Raw genomic sequence first — 17,480 nt, 5'->3', positions numbered from 1 at the left:
CCTTCTTTGTTAATGAGGTAAGAAGTTATGGCAGGTCATTCCAAGTGGGCCAATATCAAACACCGTAAAGCGGCCCAGGATGCCAGACGCGGTAAAATCTTTACTAAGTTGATCCGTGAATTGACGGTAGCCGCCAAAGAAGGTGGCAGTGTACCGGACGATAATCCACGTTTGCGTGCCGCTGTCGATAAGGCGCTTGGCGCCAATATGAAAAAAGACACCATTGAAAAAGCCATCCAGCGTGGTGCAGGTGGTGCAGACGGTGATAATTACGATGAGCTGACCTATGAGGGTTATGGCCCCAATGGCGTAGCGATCCTGGTTGAGTGCATGACCGATAATGTTAATCGGACTGTGTCACAGGTGCGGGCCGCTTTCAGCAAGCATGGTGGCAATCTGGGCACCAATGGTTCCGTCTCTTATCTGTTTGATAAAAAAGGCCAGATTACCTTTGGTAATGATACCGATGAAGATCGGGTTATCGAAGCGGCACTGGAAGCTGGTGCAGATGATGTGGTGACCCACGACGATGGTTCGATTGATGTCTTTACCAGTGTGACTGAGTTTATGGATGTGAAGCAGTCGCTGTTGCAATCAGGGCTTGAACCGGTTCATGCCGAGGTCGGTATGATTCCCTCAACTACTGTCGCGTTGGATGTTGAAACCGGTCAAAAGGCACTGAAACTCCTGGATGTGCTGGAAGATCTGGATGACACTCAAAACGTCTATCATAATGCTGAGATTCCCGAAGAGGCGATGCTTTGATCTTTGCCTCTAACCTTATTCTTAGCCTCAGTCGGCCGTGTTGATATGATCATCCTTGGGATAGATCCTGGCTCACGCATTACTGGCTATGGCGTGATCAATTCACTGAAAGGGCATAACGAATACATTGCCAGTGGCTGTATCCGTATTCGTGAAGGGGAGTTGGCTGATAAGCTGCAGCAGGTGTACGCCGGTGTGTATGAGATCATTGAGCGTTATATACCGCAAGAATTTGCTATAGAACAGGTGTTTATGGCGCGTAATGCCGACTCGGCACTGAAACTGGGCCAGGCCAGAGGTGTAGCGATTGTTGCTGCGGCAAATCAATCTGTACCCGTCTATGAGTACTCGGCACGAAAAGTGAAACAGTCGGTGGTGGGTTCAGGTGCGGCTGATAAAAGTCAGGTGCAACACATGGTGGCGCATATCCTTAAATTACCTGGTTTGCCTCAGGCTGACGCAGCTGATGCACTTGCTATTGCCTTGTGTCATGCGCATTCACGCCGCTCGCTGATTAGTGTGGCGGGTCAGCATACCGGGCGCGGTGGACGTTGGCGATGATAGAAATTGAAAATTTTGTCTACTATGCTGACTTGTTTGGTATAGCGATCTTTGCAGTCACCGGTGTGCTGGCCGCGCGCGGTAAGCAGATCGATCTGTTTGGTATTATGGTGCTGGCATTGGCAACTTCGCTCGGTGGCGGTACCTTGCGTGATCTGGCGCTGAATGCACATCCGTTGATCTGGATTGCTGATCCGATCCTATTGTGGACGGCTATAGGCGCGGCGGTGCTGACGTTTGTCTACTGTCGTTTTTGGTTGTTGCCTCGACGGGCGTTGCTGGTGTTCGATGCGGCGGGCCTGGCGTTGTTTGCTATTGCGGGTGCCGAAAAAGCCATGGGACTGGGCTTCTCGCCTCTGATTGCAGTGATTATGGGCGTGAGTACCGGTTGTGCCGGGGGTGTGATTCGGGATTTACTTACTGGACGTATCCCCGGTATTCTCCAGCATGAAGAATTTTACGCGACCTGTGCGCTGATAGGGGCCACCTTCTATGTGCTGATGCATGGACGGATGGAGCCGAATCTACTCGCTTTGTCAGCTATTGCATTGATTTTCTCTATTCGCATGCTGGCGATCTATAGTGGTTTTCGTTTGCCGGTGTTTGTGGTCACCGGCATAGATCGTACGCCGCGACGCGTGTTAACCGGGCGAAAAAAGCGTCGGGTGATGTCAATAAAACCCAAGGGTGATAAATAATCATGATCGGTCATTTGCGCGGTGTTCTACTGGAAAAATACCCCCCGTTTCTGATGCTGGATGTCGGTGGTGTAGGCTATGAGGTGGAAGCCTCAATGAACACTTTTTACCGCTTGGCTGATATTGGTCAGGAAGTGTCCCTGTATACGCACCTGGTGGTGCGTGAAGATGCCCAGTTGTTGTATGGCTTTGCCGATCGCCAGGAGCGCAGTGTGTTCCGCGAGCTGATTAAAACCAATGGTGTGGGGCCTAAGCTGGCACTGACTATTCTCTCGGGTATCAGTGGTGATGCATTTATCCGCTGTGTAGAGTACGAAGATGTGGCAACGCTGGTAAAACTGCCGGGCGTTGGCAAAAAGACCGCCGAGCGGCTGATTATCGAAATGAAAGATCGCCTTAAACATTTCAGTACCATGCCCGCCGGGCTTCGGGCTATGGAAGATGCGGCATCAGCCAGGCAGCCAGCTGTGGCTGTAGTGGATGAGCGTCGGGAAGCGGAAACGGCACTGATCGCTCTGGGTTATAAACCAGCTCAGGCCACGCAGGCTATCGAGCAAGCCAGCCGTTCGCTGGAGGCGGATGCCAGTGCGGAAGCACTGATTCGACTGGCTCTACGGTCCATGATCAGTTAATAAATGAGTAACAATAATGATAGAAGCTGACCGCTTTATAACACCGGTTGCGACCAGTCCTGTTGAGGAAAAGCAGGATCGTACGGTCAGGCCGCAGACCTTGCAGGACTACGAAGGTCAGCCGGTGGTGCGTGAGCAGATGGAGATTTTTATCCATGCGGCGCGTAATCGGTCCGAGGCGTTGGATCATACCTTGATCTTTGGCCCACCGGGGCTGGGTAAAACCACCCTGGCACACATTATTGCTAACGAGATGGGTGGGCAGATTCGCAGCACCTCAGGACCGGTTCTGGAAAAGGCCGGTGATGTAGCGGCGATGCTAACCAATTTAGAAGCGGGTGATGTGCTGTTTATCGACGAAATTCATCGTCTAAGCCCAAATGTTGAAGAAATACTTTATCCGGCGATGGAAGATTATCAGCTGGATATTATGATTGGTGAAGGGCCTGCGGCCCGCTCTATCAAGATCGATCTGCCACCTTTTACCCTGGTGGGCGCCACCACGCGTGCAGGCCTGTTAACTTCACCCCTGCGAGACCGTTTTGGCATAGTGCAGCGGCTGGAATTCTATTCTGTTGAAGACCTGACCCGTATCGTCAGCCGGGCGGCACGTCTTACAGCTACGCCAATTGATCCCGAGGGGGCGCGTGAAATTGCCTGTCGGGCCCGGGGAACTCCGCGTATTGCCAACCGCCTGTTGCGTCGAGCCCGTGATTATGCCGAGGTGCGTGGCGATGGTGCAATTACTCGTGAGTTAGCCGATCTGGCATTGAATATGTTGAATGTGGACGAAAAAGGCTTTGATCATATGGATCGGCGCATGTTGCTGGCCATGATCGAAAAATTTGGTGGCGGCCCGGTGGGGGTGGAAAGCCTGGCGGCTGCGATCAGTGAAGAGCGGGATACCATTGAAGATGTGTTAGAGCCTTATCTGATACAGCAAGGTTTTCTGATGCGAACCCCTCGTGGGCGGGTGGTAACGGATCATGCCTACTTGCATTTTGGCATTAAAAAACCCTATACCGAATAAGTGTCTGCATGATCCTGATCAAGGTTTAAGGCCAACGGGCTGTTACTATTGTCGAATATAGATCGATAAAAGTAACGGGATGGTGCCTATGATGGCTTTACCTAAAGATCGCTTCGTCAGTGACTGTCGTCGTGATCTGGTTCAGCTCCATGCAACGCTCAAGCAAGAACTGCTGGCTGCATCGGGGAGCGAAAAAAAGCAAGCGGCCTTGTTGGTCGAATTGCGAGCGTGTGAGGAAGCTATCAAGCGGATTGATAGTGGTTATTTCGGTCTCTGCAAAATGTGTGGCGAGGCGATAGAACTGAATCGCTTAAAAGCCGAACCGACAACCAGTTGCTGTTTGTCCTGCGAAAGCAGTAGCTAGCAACGCGATACTGCCTGTATTCTGCAAAAAAAACCGTTCTTGCGGCTCTTTCCTGGTTCTCAGCTACTTGTATTAATTTATACGACTGCTATTGTGAGCGCCTGCCTTCTGTCAGGTTAGGAGTGAACCGTGCAAGACAAGTTATCTATCTGGTCTCTAGTAGCAGAGGCCAGCTTTATCGTTCAGTTGATTATACTGGCACTGATGATTACCTCATTTGTTTCCTGGGTGATGATCTTTCAGCGTCGTTCTGTAATCCGCGCGGCACAACGTTCTATGCGTGCTTTCGAAGAGCGTTTCTGGTCGGGTGCCGATCTCGGACAACTGTATCGCGAAGTCAGTCAGCAGCCGAATGAAAACTGCGGTGTTGAAAATATATTTCGCGCCGGGCTGAAAGAATTTACGCGCCTTACCCAGCAGGGGAAGGCCGATCCTGATGTGGTGATGAATGGTATTCAGCGGCGCATGCGGGTGGCAATGTCCCGCGAAGAAGAAAAGCTGGCAAAACACCTGCCATTTTTGGCAACGGTAGGTTCTACCAGTCCTTATATGGGTCTTTTTGGTACCGTGTGGGGAATTATGAACACGTTTCGTAGTCTAGCAACAGTACCCCATGCCACAATATCGGTGGTGGCACCGGGTATTGCAGAGGCATTGATCACAACGTCAATCGGTTTGTTCGCAGCTATTCCGGCTGTTATTGCTTATAACCGCTATGCGGCGCAGTCGGAAACACTGCTGAGTAACTATGAAACCTTTGCCGATGAGTTCTCCAGTATTCTCTACCGTCGCCTGCATGCACTCTGAGGTTTGATGATGGAATGGCGTACTCGAAAAAAGCGTAGTCTGAATACAGAAATCAACGTGGTACCTTATATTGAGGTCATGGTGGTTCTGCTGGTGATTTTTATGCTGACGACGCCGATGCTGACGCAGGGGGTGGATGTTGACCTGCCCCAAGCCAGTTCGGAACCGGTGGAAACCGAAGATCAGGAGCCGCTGATCGTTTCGGTGGATAAGGATGGCAATTATTACATCAATGTGGGTGGTGATGATTCCGAGATAGTGGATGCCGATGCGGTCAGACAGCGGATCACCAGTGTGTTGAATGAAAACCCGAATAAGCTCCTGCTGGTCAGGGGTGATAAAAATGTGACCTATGACCGGGTGGTGCAACTGATGGTGCTGTTGCAGCAGGCGGGCGCACCCAGTGTTGGCTTGGTCACAGAGTAGGCTGGGCGTGGACAAGTATCGTAGTTATGTATTACCGGTTATTCTGGCGACCCTGGTCCATGTAATGATGCTGGCGATGATTGCTGGACAGTGGTTTGATTTTTCCGAAGCGCAACGTCCACAGCCACGCCACTTACAGGCGCGCATGATTGATATGAGCAGCTTGCAGACGGATCAGGCCGCTGCCCAACAGGCGGCAGAACAAGCCAGGGCACAGGAGCAGGCACGTCAGGCCGAACAGCAGCGCCAAGAGCAGGCTGTGGCTGAGCAGCAGCGTCAGGAAGAGCAGCAAAGGCAGGAACAGCAACAGCGTCAAGAAGAGCAGCAACGCCAGGAGCAGCAACGCCAGCAACAACAGCAGCGTGAAGCCGAGCAGCAGCGTGAACAGGAATTAGTCGCTCAGCGGGAGGCCGAGTCGCGTATTCGCGCCGAGCAGGAGCGCCAACAACAGGCTGACGCAGAACGCCAGCGTCGCGAAGAAGCTGAACGTCAAGCGGCTGAAGAGCAGCGTCGGCAGGAGGAGCGTCGCCAGGCTGAAGAGCGTCAGCGTCAGGAAGCTGCCGAGGCCAAGGCGCGAGAAGAGGCTCAGCAACGTGAAGCGCAGGCGCAGGCTGAAGCAGAGGCCAGAGCCGAAGCGCAGCAGGCAGCACAGGCAGCCGCTAATGCGGTGATTGGTGATATTAGCTCTTATATTAGTGCTATGCTGACAAGAAACTGGAACATTCCAGCCACCGCACGGACAGGAATGCAGGCAACGGTTGAAATACAGCTAATGCCAAATGGGGAAATTGCTGATGTGCGCATTGTACAAAGCAGTGGCGATTTGGCATTTGATCGTTCAGCGGAACAAGCGGTTAGACGCACAGAGCGTTTACCTCGTGTAGCTGAAGTGGAACCAATATTATTTGAGCGTCGTCTGAGAAGAACACAGGTGATTTTCAGGCCTGAAGGGTTGAGATGGTAATGACATTATTTAGAAAACTATTATTTTTATTCATGTTCTGTTTTAGCTCATCGCTGATGGCGCAACAGTTGGTGGTGGAAGTGACCCAGGGCGTCGATAGCCCAGTACCTGTAGCTGTCGCGCCCTTTGGGTGGAGTGGCAGTGCACTGCCTGACGATATTGCCAGCATCATTAGTCAGAATCTGGGGCGCAGTGGGTTTTTCAAATCGATGAGCCGTGAAAATATGCTGAGCTTTCCTGAGCGGGAAGAGCAGGTATTTTTTCGTGACTGGCGCATGATGAATCAGGATTACCTGGTTATAGGGCGCATGGAACCCTTATCTGACAGTGAAATGAAGATTACTTTTGAGCTATACGATGTGCTCAAAGAGGAACGTATTTTTGTTCGTGAAGTGTCTGCTGGCAATCAAAGCCTGCGTGATGCGGCCCACTATATTTCGGATGTGGTTTTTGAAGCCTTAACTGGTATCAAGGGCGCGTTTTCTACCCGTATTGCCTATGTGGCAGCCGATCGTCGTGATGCTGAAAACCAACGCTACCGTTTGCAGTTGGCTGATTGGGATGGTGAACGTGCCAGAACCATTCTGGAGTCCAATGAACCGATTCTGTCGCCCGCCTGGTCATTTGATGGGACTAAGCTGGCTTATGTGTCCTTTGAAACTACCCGCCCGGTGATCTATGTACAACATCTGGCAACAGGGCAGCGCGAGCAGGTACAGTCGTTTCCTGGCTTGAATGGTGCGCCAGCCTGGTCACCTGATGGTCACAAGCTGGCTATGGTCTTGTCCAAAGATGGCAACCCTGAAATTTACGTGCTGGATTTGAGAACCCGAGCGCTGGATCGAATGACACAGAACAGCGCCATCGATACGGAGCCTTTCTGGGCTCCAGATGGTAAATCGCTCTACTTCACCTCTGACCGTGGCGGTTCACCACAGATCTACCGGATGGATCTGTCGTCACGCTCAGTGGAACGTGTTACTTACGAAGGCAGTTATAATGCTCGCGGACGTCTCACGCAAGACGGACGTTTTCTGGCCATGGTTCACCGTGGCAGTTCACGCCGTTTCCAGATAGCCGTTCAGGACCTTAAGAATGGACGTCTGGATATTTTAACCAACAGTGATTACGATGAGTCTCCAAGCATTGCGCCGAACGGTAGCATTGTGATGTATGCTACTCAGAATGGAGGTCGCGGTATTTTGTCTGCGGTATCTCTGGATGGGCGTATCCGTTTCAATATGCCGGTTCCTCAGGGTGATGTCAGAGAGCCGGCGTGGTCACCATTTTTGCAATAAACTGTATCAACCTTAAATTGAATTGCTTGCTTTGAAAGCAGGCAACAGGAGAAAAAAAATGCGTTATGTTCATTTAACTAAAGCGCTGACATTGGCTGCCGTTATGGCATTTGCTGCTGGTTGTAGTTCAACCGGTAGTAAAACTGATTCCGGAGCTACGAGTGGTACAGGTACTGACACCAGTGCGTACGGAGCTGGAACTGGCACTGGTGTGACGCCAGGCAGCTGGGAAGAAGTAGCAACTTTGAAAAATGTATTTTACTTCGAGTTTGACCGTGCTGTAGTGCGCCAGGAATTTTTCTCTGATCTGGAAGGCCATGCGCGTTACCTGGCTGGAAATCCGTCTGCACGCGTTAGACTGGACGGTCATACTGATGAGCGTGGAACACGTGAATACAACATGGCACTGGGAGAGCGTCGTGCAAATGCTGTTGAGCGTCTGTTGATTGTTAATGGTGCCAATGCCGGTCAGATTGAAACCGTTAGCTATGGCGAAGAGCGTCCGTCCGTAACTGGCAATCACGAAGGTGCCTGGTCACAGAACCGTCGTGTTGAATTGAGATACCTGAGTCGCTGATAGATAAATTATGAATCCTTCACTGAAATATACAGTTGCAGGGTGTTTGTGTGCTGTGCTGACTTTGTCAGCACAGGCTCAGGTGCCGGTGATCGAAATCAGGGGAAGCGAGGCTGGCGCTGCATCTGCAACGTCAGCCGGTATTTCCGGTCAAAGTGAACTGATTCAGCTGGTACTTCAGCTTCAGGAAGATGTTCGCTTTTTGCGTGGCGAGCTTGAAACCACGCAGCATAAACTGCAGCGGTTAGAAGCTGATTCCTCTGACCGTTATCGTGATGTGGATCGACGCCTGAGTGTGTTGATGCAGGTGGCTATGGATTCTGAGGCGCTACCACCTCTGTCTGCACCTTCTGATCTCCAACCTGTCGATACACCTGCGCCAGCTACTGATACTGAACCTCTCATTTCGGCTGAGCCAGCCTCTGCTGATGATCAGCAAGCTTATGATGATGCTTTTGCATTGGTCAGAGCGCGTGAGTTTGATCAGGCCATCATAGCGTTTGAAGCATTTGTTCAACGTTACCCTGAGCATGCTAATACAGCCAATGGCTATTATTGGTTGGGTGAGTTGCATCTGGCCAACGAGTCACCGGAGCAGGCTAGTGTCGCGTTTGAGACTGTGTTGGAGGAGTTTCCTAACCACCACAAGGTTCCTGATGCCCTGTACAAACTGGGTGTGACCTTTTCCAGATTGGGCGAACAAGAGCGCTCACGGCATATGATGCAGCGAGTGATCAGCGAGTTCCCTCAGAGTACTGCGGCGACCTTGGCGCAAAGTTTCCGACCTATCGAAAGTAATTGAAGAGGGTGTTAATGATGACTGGCGAACGTGCCGTTGTACTGCTGTCCGGAGGGTTGGACTCGGCAACGGTTCTGGCTATGGCCAAAGATCAGGGTTATAGCTGCTATGTACTCAGTTTTGATTACGGTCAACGTTCACTCACTGAGTTGAATGCTGCTCGTCGCGTTGCTATAGATGCCGGTGCCGTCGAACACCGTGTTCTACGCCTGAACCTGGAAGATTTTGGCGGGTCTGCACTTACCGATCCTAGCCTCAGTATGCCTGAGTCGGATAGCGACGAAGTGCAAGAGGGTGGAATTCCACTGACCTATGTTCCTGCGCGAAATACTGTGTTTCTGTCTCTGGCGTTGGGTTGGGCCGAAGTTTTGGATGCGAGTGCTATCTTTATTGGTGTGAATGCAGTCGATTATTCCGGTTATCCGGATTGTCGTCCTGAGTTTATCCGTGCGTTTGAAGCCATGGCTGCTCTGGCAACACGTCAGGGTGTTGAAGGTAAGCCAATACGCATCCATACCCCCTTGATAGACCTTACTAAAGCGCAAATCATTCAAGTGGGTGCCACGCTTGGATTGGATTATGCCAAAACGGTCTCCTGTTATCAGGCTGATGATGAGGGGCGGGCTTGTGGTCGCTGTGACAGTTGCCGCCTGCGTGCCAAGGGTTTTGAGCAGGCTGGTGTGCCGGATCCGACACGCTATCAACCCTGACAGGTTATCAGTCTATTCGTTTTCCTCTCTGTGCTATAATGCCAGGTTTTCATGCATGCCCAAGGCTTGCTGGCCCTACATTCAACTCGGAATTATTGATGCTAAGTAAACGAGATTTGGCAGACCGTATTCTTGTGCAGGAACATTTTGCTCAGGAGCACTTACCTGATGCGTTGGATAAGCAGCAGACAACAGCACTGATCGACGAAATTCTGTCGCTGTTAAAGCTGAAAGATGCCTGTTTGGTCGCACATTACTATACCGATCCAGTCATTCAGGCGCTGGCGGAGCAAAGTGGTGGCTGTGTTTCGGATTCGTTGGAAATGGCCCGTTTTGGTAGTCAGCATCCAGCCTCAACGCTGCTAGTAGCGGGCGTGCGCTTTATGGGCGAAACTGCAAAAATACTCAGCCCGGAAAAGCGCATTCTTATGCCGACCCTCGAAGCCACTTGCTCACTGGATCTTGGTTGTCCGGTCGATGAATTCTCTGCTTTTTGCGATCAACATCCAGATCATGAGGTGGTAGTTTATGCCAATACCTCGGCGGCGGTGAAAGCGCGGGCTGATTGGGTCGTGACCTCTAGTATTGCGTTACGAGTGGTCGAGCATCTGGCAGAGCAGGGCAAAAAGGTAATCTGGGCCCCGGATAAACACCTCGGCGAGTATATTCAGCAGAATACCAGTGTCGATATGCTGCTTTGGGATGGTGCTTGCATCGTTCACGAAGAGTTCAAGGCTAAAGGGTTACGTGATCTGAAAGCGGTTTATCCTGACGCGGCTGTTCTGGTACATCCAGAGTCACCGGAAGCTGTAGTGGAGCTTGCCGATGTTGTAGGTTCTACCAGCCAACTGATCAATGCCGCGGCTACTTTGCCAAACCCGATGTTTATCGTAGCCACAGATCGCGGTATTTTTTACAAAATGCAGCAGGCTGCACCGGGTAAAACCCTGATTGAAGCACCAACCGGTGGTACAGGGGCTACGTGTCGCAGTTGTGCTCACTGTCCATGGATGGCCATGAATGGATTGGAAAACCTGCGGGACGTGTTGTTAAAGGGTGACCAGGAAGTGCATGTCAGTCGAGAGCTGATCGAACGTGCCCGGGTGCCTCTGCAGCGTATGTTGGATTTTCCGCTGAAGTGATCCGTGGCGTAGGCCTATAAATCTTCTTTGATTTGCTGGCGTATTTCCAGTGTTTCGGCTTCAAGCTGTTCGAGTCTGGCCAGATCCGAAGGTTGAAGATTAGGTTCGCGTTTGGCAAAGGTTACCTGCTGTATGGCACTGTCGATATTGCCGGTCAGCAGGAAGTATTCAATGCGCGCTTCGTGCACCCCTATGATATTGCCGGTCAGGCCCTCTGCTTCAGCCAGTTGGTACCAGCTGTCAGTATCCGTCGGGTAGTCCTGCAGCAGGCGTCTGTAAACGGGAATGGCGCGCTCAGGTTGTCCGGATGTATGCATCACCTGTGCATGTATTTTCATCACTGGCATACTGTCTGGGTACAAGGCCATCATCTCGTCAGAGCGTCTCTCCGCTTGAGCAAAGTCATTCTCCGCCAGCAATAATTCTATCTCGCTTAATTTTACATAGGTGTGCCGTTTCCATGGCTCAGGCAGTTGATTGAAATGCTGCTTGGCGACATCCAGTTGACCTGTGCGCATGGCAGCCTGCATAGCACCATAATGCGCGACGGCTGGATTGCTGCTATTCACATCCGCGACAAAGCGTTTTAATATTTCTCCGGGTTGAGCACTTAGGTGCACCTCTGAGCGGGTACGAATAATATCAAACTCTGGTGAGTAGGCGCGGTGGCTGACATTGGGCAGTGTTTCGGCTCTGTTTAGTGAGTCGGCAATGCGTGCTTCAGTCACTGGGTGAGAAAGTAAAAACTCTGGGGGGCGCTGACCATAAAAGCGGTAGCTGCGCTGTAGGCGTGAAAACATCTGTGGCATGGCTTTGGGATCACGGTCAGCGGCAACCATGGTTTGCATACCCACACGGTCGGCTTCTTCTTCATTACGTCGGCTAAATGTTAATTGTGCCTGCGCTGATGCCCCCATAGTGGAAGACAAGGCTGCCGCTCCCCCTTGAGTGTCAGCAGCGGCAATCAGTATGCTGGCGAGTATGCCGGCTAATACCAGTGGCCGGTTGCGTCGTTCTTCCTCGATGCGCTGGGCAAAGTGGCGTTGGCTTAAGTGGGCAAGCTCATGGGCTAATACGGATACCAGCTCATCTTCAGACCCAGCCGCTGTAATCAGCCCCGCATGCACACCAATGACTCCGCCTGGTACAGCGAAGGCGTTGAAGGTCGGGTTGTCCAGTAGGATTAGCTCCAGACGTCGATCTGACAATTGGCTATGCGGTGCGAGATCCCAAAGCAGCTCTTCCAGGTAGTGAAAGGTCAGGGGATCGTTCAGTAAGGGTGCGCTACCTCGCAACATGCGAGCCCAGTTGCGTCCAAGACGGTATTCGGATGCCATGGACACCGACGCGGATGAGCGATCAGACAGGACTGGCAGGTTGGTTGAGGCGCTGCTGACTGAGGTGAACAGCAAGCCTGAGCAAATGGACAGCAGCGTGACTGAGAATATAAATCTCAAATGTAGATACTTGTTTGTCATAGTGATCAGTTGTAATACCATGGGCAGCACTTTAATCTAAGCGTGGCAATTACGTCCAGCAGCTTCAGCCGTCTGCTGCATTGAAATCCGAGGTTTGTATGTCATTTAACCCAGAGCCAGATCAACTGCTTGATGCCAGCGAGCTTAATTGCCCACTGCCTTTGTTGAAGGCCAAGCAAGCATTAAGCAAAATGGACGTTGGGCAACTGCTGCAGGTGATAGCCACTGATGCGGGCTCCGTCAGAGATTTTAAAGCCTACACAGATCAGTCAGACCATGTATTGTTGCAGTCGTTCACGGATCAAAACAAATTTATTTATTTAATCCGTCGTGGCTGATAGACGTCAGTCTCAGGAGAAGTTCTACCTATGATAAAAATTTTCAGTAAGTGGATTCATCGTTACTTCTCGGATGAAGAGGCACTCTTACTGTTTCTTTTGTTGATTGGCGCCCTGGTGGTGATACTGACCCTAGGCAAAGCGCTGGCACCCGTTTTTTTCAGTATTATACTGGCGTTCCTGATGCAGGGAGCTGTGCAGCGCTGTAATCGCTTTATGCCGCGCAAACTATCTGTGTTGATAGTCTTTACCAGCTTTATGACGGCTTTTCTGGCGTTTATGCTAGTGGTTATGCCGCAGATCTGGCGACAGTTGGTGACCTTGCTGAATGAAGCACCACGCATCATGTCTGAAATTCAAAAAGTACTCTTGCTCTTACCTGAGCGATACCCTGAGCTGGTGGCTGAGCAACAGATACGTCAGTTAATAGCCATTGCGGCCGCTGAAATAGGTAAGGCGTGGCAGTGGGCGTTAACCTTCTCATTACACTCCATTACCAATATTGTCGCCTTGTTGATCTATCTTATTCTGGTGCCGATTCTGGTATTTTTCTTTATGCGCGATGGCAATTACCTGGCCGGCAGTCTGACAGCTTATTTGCCAGAAAAGCGTGACATGATGCGACGTATCTGGACTGAAATGGATGCACAGATCGCCAATTACATTCGCGGTAAAGTTATTGAGATACTGATTGTGGGGTCAGTATCTTATGTCGTATTTGCGTTCATGGGGCTGAACTATGCTGCGCTGTTGGCGTTGATGGTAGGTTTGTCGGTAATTATTCCCTACATAGGGGCTGCCGTCGTAACCCTGCCAGTGGCTGGCGTCGCCTTCTTTCAGTGGGGCTGGGGCAGTGAATTTATTACACTGATGACGGCTTATTTTGTGATTCAGGCGCTGGATGGCAATGTGCTGGTTCCGATTCTGTTTTCAGAGGCTGTGAACCTGCACCCGGTATCCATAATAGTGGCGGTGCTGGTGTTTGGTAGCCTGTGGGGGGTGCTGGGGGTATTTTTTGCCATTCCTTTGGCTACATTGGTGAAGTCTGTGGTGAATGCCTGGCCCAAAGCTATGGAGCATGCTCATGATGGACAGGTTGTCGATTCGGAGGTTGAGCAGGAGCGGTAATTCGTTCCTGCTAGGTCAGTCGCTTTAGAGTGCTTTGACGCTTTCGAGCACCTCTTCTGCATGACCGGGCACTTTGACTTTACGCCAGGCCTGTCGTAGCACGCCTGCTTTGTCGATCAGAAAGGTACTGCGTTCAATTCCCAGGTGCTCTTTTCCATAGAGCTTCTTCAATTTGATCACATCAAACAGTTTGCAGACGGTTTCGTCTTTGTCACTGATAAGTTGAAACGGAAAAGCCTGTTTGGCACGAAAGTTTTCATGACTCTTCAGTCCATCGCGTGAAACACCAAAAATCTCTGTGTTCAGTGCCTGAAACTGCTCATAAAGATCGCGGAAGTTCTGCCCTTCAGTAGTGCAGCCGGGTGTGCTGTCTTTGGGATAAAAATAGATAACGATATTACGGCCTTTGAACTCGTTGAGGGTAAAGGTGGTCTCATTGGTCGCTGGGGCACTGAAATTGGGCACGGGATGACCCGTTACAAGCTCACTCATGACTCGCTCCTGGAAAAAGTCTGTTGAAAAATGCTTCTGCCACTACGCTAAAGGGGCGTTATTCGTTTAGAATGACGGGTCATTCAGATAAGATAACGATAACAGAAGCGGAGCGTCAGGTTAACTCTGTTTCTGTTTACGTCCGGTGTGAGATTTAGATCGCCACCGTTAGGTATAAATATGGAGAATAAAATGATTCGCGGCAGTATTGTAGCGCTGGTAACCCCGATGGCCCTCAATGGAGATATTGACTGGGAAGCGTTGAAGCGTCTGGTTGAGTTCCATATACAGAAGGGTACTGCGTCAATTGTCGCTGTAGGCACTACCGGTGAATCAGCCACACTGAGCTGCAAAGAGCATACTGAGGCGATTGGCTTTATTGTTGATCAGGTTGCTGGCCGTATTCCAGTCATTGCCGGAACCGGGGCAAACTCCACCCGTGAGGCGATTGAACTGACCCGTGGTGCAAAAGCGGTCGGTGCCGATGCCAGTCTGCTGGTGACGCCTTACTATAACAAGCCGACTCAGGAAGGTTTGTATCAGCACTACTGCGCCATTGCCGAGGCCGTTGATATTCCTCAAATACTCTATAACGTACCGGGGCGTACTGCCTGTGATATGTTACCAGAAACGGTTTTGCGTCTGATGTCTGTGGCTAATATCGTTGGCATTAAAGAAGCGACCGGTAATCTTGAGCGAGCTAAAGAGCTTATTGAAGCCACGCCAGATAACTTTGCCGTCTACTCGGGTGATGATGCTACAGCGATTGAGCTCATTCTTCTGGGTGGTCAGGGTAATATCTCCGTGACGGCCAATGTGGCACCAGCCGAAATGGCCGAGCTGTGTCGTCTGGGCCTGGAAGGGCGCGCTGATGCTGCTCGTGAGTTGCAACATAAACTCATGCCACTGCATACCCGTTTGTTTGTTGAAGCCAACCCAATTCCGGTCAAATGGGCGATGGTAGAAATGGGATTGATCCAGGCAGGTATACGTTTACCGCTCACGCAACTTTCCCCCCAGTACCATGAAGTGGTGCGCCAGGCTCTTAAAGACAGTGGTATCGCATGACTATTAATAACAAAATGAATTTAGCGCAAGTTTGTGCCTTGCCTCTTCTGGCTGTTGTACTTGTTACGATAGGGTGTGGCTCGGTAAAAAATCCCGTTTACGGTGAGCATGGAATTATACGTGATCGCAGCCAGGATTATGAACTTGCAGAAGCAGGTCAGCGGTTGGAGATCCCTGCAAATATCCAGGCGCGTGAAACCCGTGAGCAACTGGTAGTGCCTGATGTGGGTATTACAGCTACTCGGATTCAGGGGCGTTTTCAGGCGCCTCGGCCTGAGTTTTTCTATGCAGATCCAGGATCAGATCAGGTCAATCTTCAGCGCCTGGAAGGCGAACGGGTTATCATGGTTGACGAGCCGATTGCCGATGTATGGACTAAAGTGATCGATTTCTGGGATTACAACGGAGTGCGGGTTGCACGAACTGATCCACGCCAGGGGTTGATTGAAACTGACTGGATTCAGACTGATGGACAGGACTATAACATCATAGATCGCTGGATGCGTCGTTTGACCTTGCAAACACTGGATGGTCCTGCAGAGAACAAACTCCGGGTCACTGTAAGGCCGGACCCAGATAACTATGAACGTACCTCCATTCGCATGAAGCATGTTCAATACCCATCAGGTCAGGAACCTGAAGTGGTTAATTGGGACAGTGGTGTGCCAGATATCAGCTATCAGAGCGATATGATGTTTGAGATGCTGCGCTACTTCAGTCGTTCCTCTGAACCAACAACGGCACGGACTCTACTGGCGATGCAGGAACAGCGGGCTAGCCGTGCTGAGTTGGGACGTGATTCACGGGGTAACCCCGCACTTAGAGTCAATGCGCCGGCCGATCGCGCTTGGAGTCTGATCGATGCGGCCCTGGATAAAGCCGAACTCGATGTAGGTACTCGTGATCAGCAGGCCGGTGTTTTCTACATGACTTTCACTACCACTACCCAAGTGGAAGATACCAGTCGTCAGGGGTTCTTTGATTGGCTGTTCTCAGACCGTGAAGAGATTACGTTGAGTACCAGCTTTATCAGCTCAGCTCTTGGGCTTGAATCAGATGATGTAGCTGAAGAGAATGTCTATTCGTCACGGGGTGCCTTGACGTCAGATGAGTTGGCTGGCGATGAAGAAGTCCTGGCTGATTTGAACGATCCAAACAATCCGGCTAACCAGGATGGTTACAAAATCTGGCTGGGCGGTCGTGTTATCTTCGTATTTGGTGGTAGTGGGCGCGGTGTATTCAATAATAATACCGGCGAGTATGAACATGTGGGTCGTTACCAGATTAACCTGAGTCGTACACGCTCTGGTGTGATGGTTACAGTTCTGACCGATGAAGGCATCTCGGCACCTGCCGTAGTCGCAGAAGAAATACTCTGGCAGATCAAAGACCAGTTGCCGCAAACATTATAGGCTACAGGTATTTAATTACTTTCAGTCCTCCACCAGTAGGGGGGGCTGACTATTGGAGATAAGAATGGAAAAGCGTGAAGCACTTTATGCGGGGAAGGCCAAGTCTGTTTATACAACGGATGATCCTGATCGCATGGTCATGGTGTTCCGTGATGACACCTCAGCCTTTGATGGAAAAAAAGTAGAGCAGCTTGATCGCAAGGGCATGGTTAATAATAAATTCAATGCCTTTATTATGCACAAGCTGGAAGCGGCGGGTATTCCAACCCATTTTGAAGCCTTGTTGTCAGATAATGAGAGCTTGGTTAAGCGTCTGGATATGATGCCGATCGAGTGTGTGGTTCGGAATATTGCGGCTGGTTCTCTGTGCCGTCGTCTGGGTATTGAAGAGGGTTTGGATTTGAATCCACCCACCTTCGAAATGTTCCTGAAAAATGATGCCCTGGGCGATCCTATGGTGAATGAATCACACATAGCGACCTTCGGCTGGGCGGAACCTGAGCATATTGAAACGGCTAAGGCGCTGACATTCAAAACCAACAGTGTCTTGAAAAGGCTGTTTGATGATGCAGGCCTGCTGCTGGTGGATTACAAGTTGGAGTTTGGACTCTTTAACGGCCAGGTTGTGCTGGGTGATGAGTTCTCACCCGATGGCTGTCGTCTGTGGGATAAGCAAACCCGTACCAAGATGGATAAAGACCGCTTTCGTCAGGGACTGGGTGGTGTAATCGAGGCCTACGAAGAAGTGGGTCATCGTCTTGGGATAGATTTTGGTTAAAGGTGAATTGACT

21 protein-coding genes are annotated in these 17,480 nt (G+C 50.8%); 19 read left to right on the top strand and 2 right to left on the bottom strand.

The genetic code is table 11. The annotated features are described in order from the left end of the window. The first annotated feature begins 27 nt into the window (after window positions 1-27). From ACN0R1_RS11390 to nadA, 14 genes are all read left to right on the top strand, one after another. The gene (locus ACN0R1_RS11390) at window positions 28-765 is read left to right on the top strand and encodes a YebC/PmpR family DNA-binding transcriptional regulator (protein WP_417582904.1); all 738 of its coding nucleotides are present in this window, start codon (window positions 28-30) and stop codon (window positions 763-765) included. 45 nt (window positions 766-810) lie between these two features. Then, complete coding sequence (gene ruvC / locus ACN0R1_RS11385; RefSeq protein WP_417582902.1) at window positions 811-1,326, top strand: crossover junction endodeoxyribonuclease RuvC; 516 nt, start codon at window positions 811-813, stop codon at window positions 1,324-1,326. Next, on the top strand, window positions 1,323-2,024 hold the full coding sequence (locus ACN0R1_RS11380) for a trimeric intracellular cation channel family protein (RefSeq protein WP_417582900.1): 702 nt from the start codon (window positions 1,323-1,325) through the stop codon (window positions 2,022-2,024). The genes ruvC and ACN0R1_RS11380 overlap by 4 nt, the downstream gene beginning before the upstream one ends. Window positions 2,025-2,026: 2 nt before the next feature. Beyond that, window positions 2,027-2,656 carry a Holliday junction branch migration protein RuvA gene (gene ruvA, locus ACN0R1_RS11375; protein ID WP_417582898.1) on the top strand — a complete coding sequence of 210 codons (630 nt, stop codon included), beginning with the start codon at window positions 2,027-2,029 and terminating at the stop codon, window positions 2,654-2,656. A 16-nt stretch (window positions 2,657-2,672) separates the two neighbouring features. Further along, window positions 2,673-3,686: a Holliday junction branch migration DNA helicase RuvB gene (gene ruvB, locus ACN0R1_RS11370; protein WP_417582896.1), complete on the top strand. Its 1,014-nt coding sequence runs from the start codon at window positions 2,673-2,675 to the stop codon at window positions 3,684-3,686. An 88-nt stretch (window positions 3,687-3,774) separates the two neighbouring features. Further along, complete coding sequence (locus tag ACN0R1_RS11365; protein WP_417582894.1) at window positions 3,775-4,050, top strand: TraR/DksA C4-type zinc finger protein; 276 nt, start codon at window positions 3,775-3,777, stop codon at window positions 4,048-4,050. A gap of 129 nt (window positions 4,051-4,179) precedes the next feature. Continuing rightward, window positions 4,180-4,857, top strand: a complete 678-nt coding sequence (tolQ, locus tag ACN0R1_RS11360; RefSeq protein ID WP_417582892.1) for a protein TolQ — start codon at window positions 4,180-4,182, stop codon at window positions 4,855-4,857. A 6-nt stretch (window positions 4,858-4,863) separates the two neighbouring features. Then, complete coding sequence (tolR, locus tag ACN0R1_RS11355; RefSeq protein ID WP_417582890.1) at window positions 4,864-5,283, top strand: protein TolR; 420 nt, start codon at window positions 4,864-4,866, stop codon at window positions 5,281-5,283. 7 nt (window positions 5,284-5,290) lie between these two features. Continuing rightward, on the top strand, window positions 5,291-6,247 hold the full coding sequence (tolA, locus tag ACN0R1_RS11350) for a cell envelope integrity protein TolA (RefSeq protein ID WP_417582888.1): 957 nt from the start codon (window positions 5,291-5,293) through the stop codon (window positions 6,245-6,247). Beyond that, window positions 6,247-7,545, top strand: a complete 1,299-nt coding sequence (gene tolB / locus ACN0R1_RS11345; protein ID WP_417582886.1) for a Tol-Pal system beta propeller repeat protein TolB — start codon at window positions 6,247-6,249, stop codon at window positions 7,543-7,545. The genes tolA and tolB overlap by 1 nt, the downstream gene beginning before the upstream one ends. Window positions 7,546-7,603: 58 nt before the next feature. Continuing rightward, the gene (gene pal / locus ACN0R1_RS11340; RefSeq protein ID WP_417582884.1) at window positions 7,604-8,122 is read left to right on the top strand and encodes a peptidoglycan-associated lipoprotein Pal; all 519 of its coding nucleotides are present in this window, start codon (window positions 7,604-7,606) and stop codon (window positions 8,120-8,122) included. 10 nt (window positions 8,123-8,132) lie between these two features. Next, on the top strand, window positions 8,133-8,924 hold the full coding sequence (gene ybgF / locus ACN0R1_RS11335; protein WP_417582882.1) for a tol-pal system protein YbgF: 792 nt from the start codon (window positions 8,133-8,135) through the stop codon (window positions 8,922-8,924). Between the two features lie 11 nt (window positions 8,925-8,935). Continuing rightward, window positions 8,936-9,631, top strand: coding sequence for a 7-cyano-7-deazaguanine synthase QueC (gene queC, locus ACN0R1_RS11330; RefSeq protein WP_417582880.1), 696 nt, complete (start codon window positions 8,936-8,938; stop codon window positions 9,629-9,631). Window positions 9,632-9,729: 98 nt separating this feature from the next. After that, on the top strand, window positions 9,730-10,773 hold the full coding sequence (gene nadA, locus ACN0R1_RS11325) for a quinolinate synthase NadA (RefSeq protein WP_417582878.1): 1,044 nt from the start codon (window positions 9,730-9,732) through the stop codon (window positions 10,771-10,773). A gap of 14 nt (window positions 10,774-10,787) precedes the next feature. Here the strand turns inward: nadA and ACN0R1_RS11320 are convergent, their stop codons facing one another. Continuing rightward, window positions 10,788-12,230 carry a M48 family metalloprotease gene (locus tag ACN0R1_RS11320; protein WP_417582876.1) on the bottom strand — a complete coding sequence of 481 codons (1,443 nt, stop codon included), beginning with the start codon at window positions 12,228-12,230 and terminating at the stop codon, window positions 10,788-10,790. A gap of 119 nt (window positions 12,231-12,349) precedes the next feature. Between ACN0R1_RS11320 and ACN0R1_RS11315 the strand changes: the two genes are divergently transcribed. Then, window positions 12,350-12,589, top strand: a complete 240-nt coding sequence (locus ACN0R1_RS11315) for a sulfurtransferase TusA family protein (protein ID WP_417582874.1) — start codon at window positions 12,350-12,352, stop codon at window positions 12,587-12,589. A 30-nt stretch (window positions 12,590-12,619) separates the two neighbouring features. Beyond that, complete coding sequence (locus tag ACN0R1_RS11310) at window positions 12,620-13,717, top strand: AI-2E family transporter (protein WP_417582872.1); 1,098 nt, start codon at window positions 12,620-12,622, stop codon at window positions 13,715-13,717. A 24-nt stretch (window positions 13,718-13,741) separates the two neighbouring features. Here the strand turns inward: ACN0R1_RS11310 and ACN0R1_RS11305 are convergent, their stop codons facing one another. Next, window positions 13,742-14,209 carry a peroxiredoxin gene (locus ACN0R1_RS11305; protein ID WP_417582870.1) on the bottom strand — a complete coding sequence of 156 codons (468 nt, stop codon included), beginning with the start codon at window positions 14,207-14,209 and terminating at the stop codon, window positions 13,742-13,744. A gap of 192 nt (window positions 14,210-14,401) precedes the next feature. On the opposite strand from ACN0R1_RS11305, the gene dapA reads away from it, so the two are divergent. The 3 genes from dapA to purC all read left to right on the top strand — a co-directional run bounded on the left by dapA (window position 14,402) and on the right by purC (window position 17,467). Then, window positions 14,402-15,277: a 4-hydroxy-tetrahydrodipicolinate synthase gene (dapA, locus tag ACN0R1_RS11300; protein WP_417582991.1), complete on the top strand. Its 876-nt coding sequence runs from the start codon at window positions 14,402-14,404 to the stop codon at window positions 15,275-15,277. Further along, window positions 15,274-16,689: an outer membrane protein assembly factor BamC gene (gene bamC / locus ACN0R1_RS11295; RefSeq protein WP_417582868.1), complete on the top strand. Its 1,416-nt coding sequence runs from the start codon at window positions 15,274-15,276 to the stop codon at window positions 16,687-16,689. The genes dapA and bamC overlap by 4 nt, the downstream gene beginning before the upstream one ends. Window positions 16,690-16,753: 64 nt before the next feature. Next, window positions 16,754-17,467, top strand: coding sequence for a phosphoribosylaminoimidazolesuccinocarboxamide synthase (gene purC / locus ACN0R1_RS11290; RefSeq protein ID WP_417582866.1), 714 nt, complete (start codon window positions 16,754-16,756; stop codon window positions 17,465-17,467). The last annotated feature ends 13 nt before the right edge of the window (window positions 17,468-17,480 follow it).

The organism is Nitrincola sp. (assembly GCF_048264025.1).
Taxonomy (GTDB): Bacteria; Pseudomonadota; Gammaproteobacteria; order Pseudomonadales; family Balneatricaceae; genus Nitrincola.
This window is presented reverse-complemented; position numbering and strand designations above follow the sequence as displayed.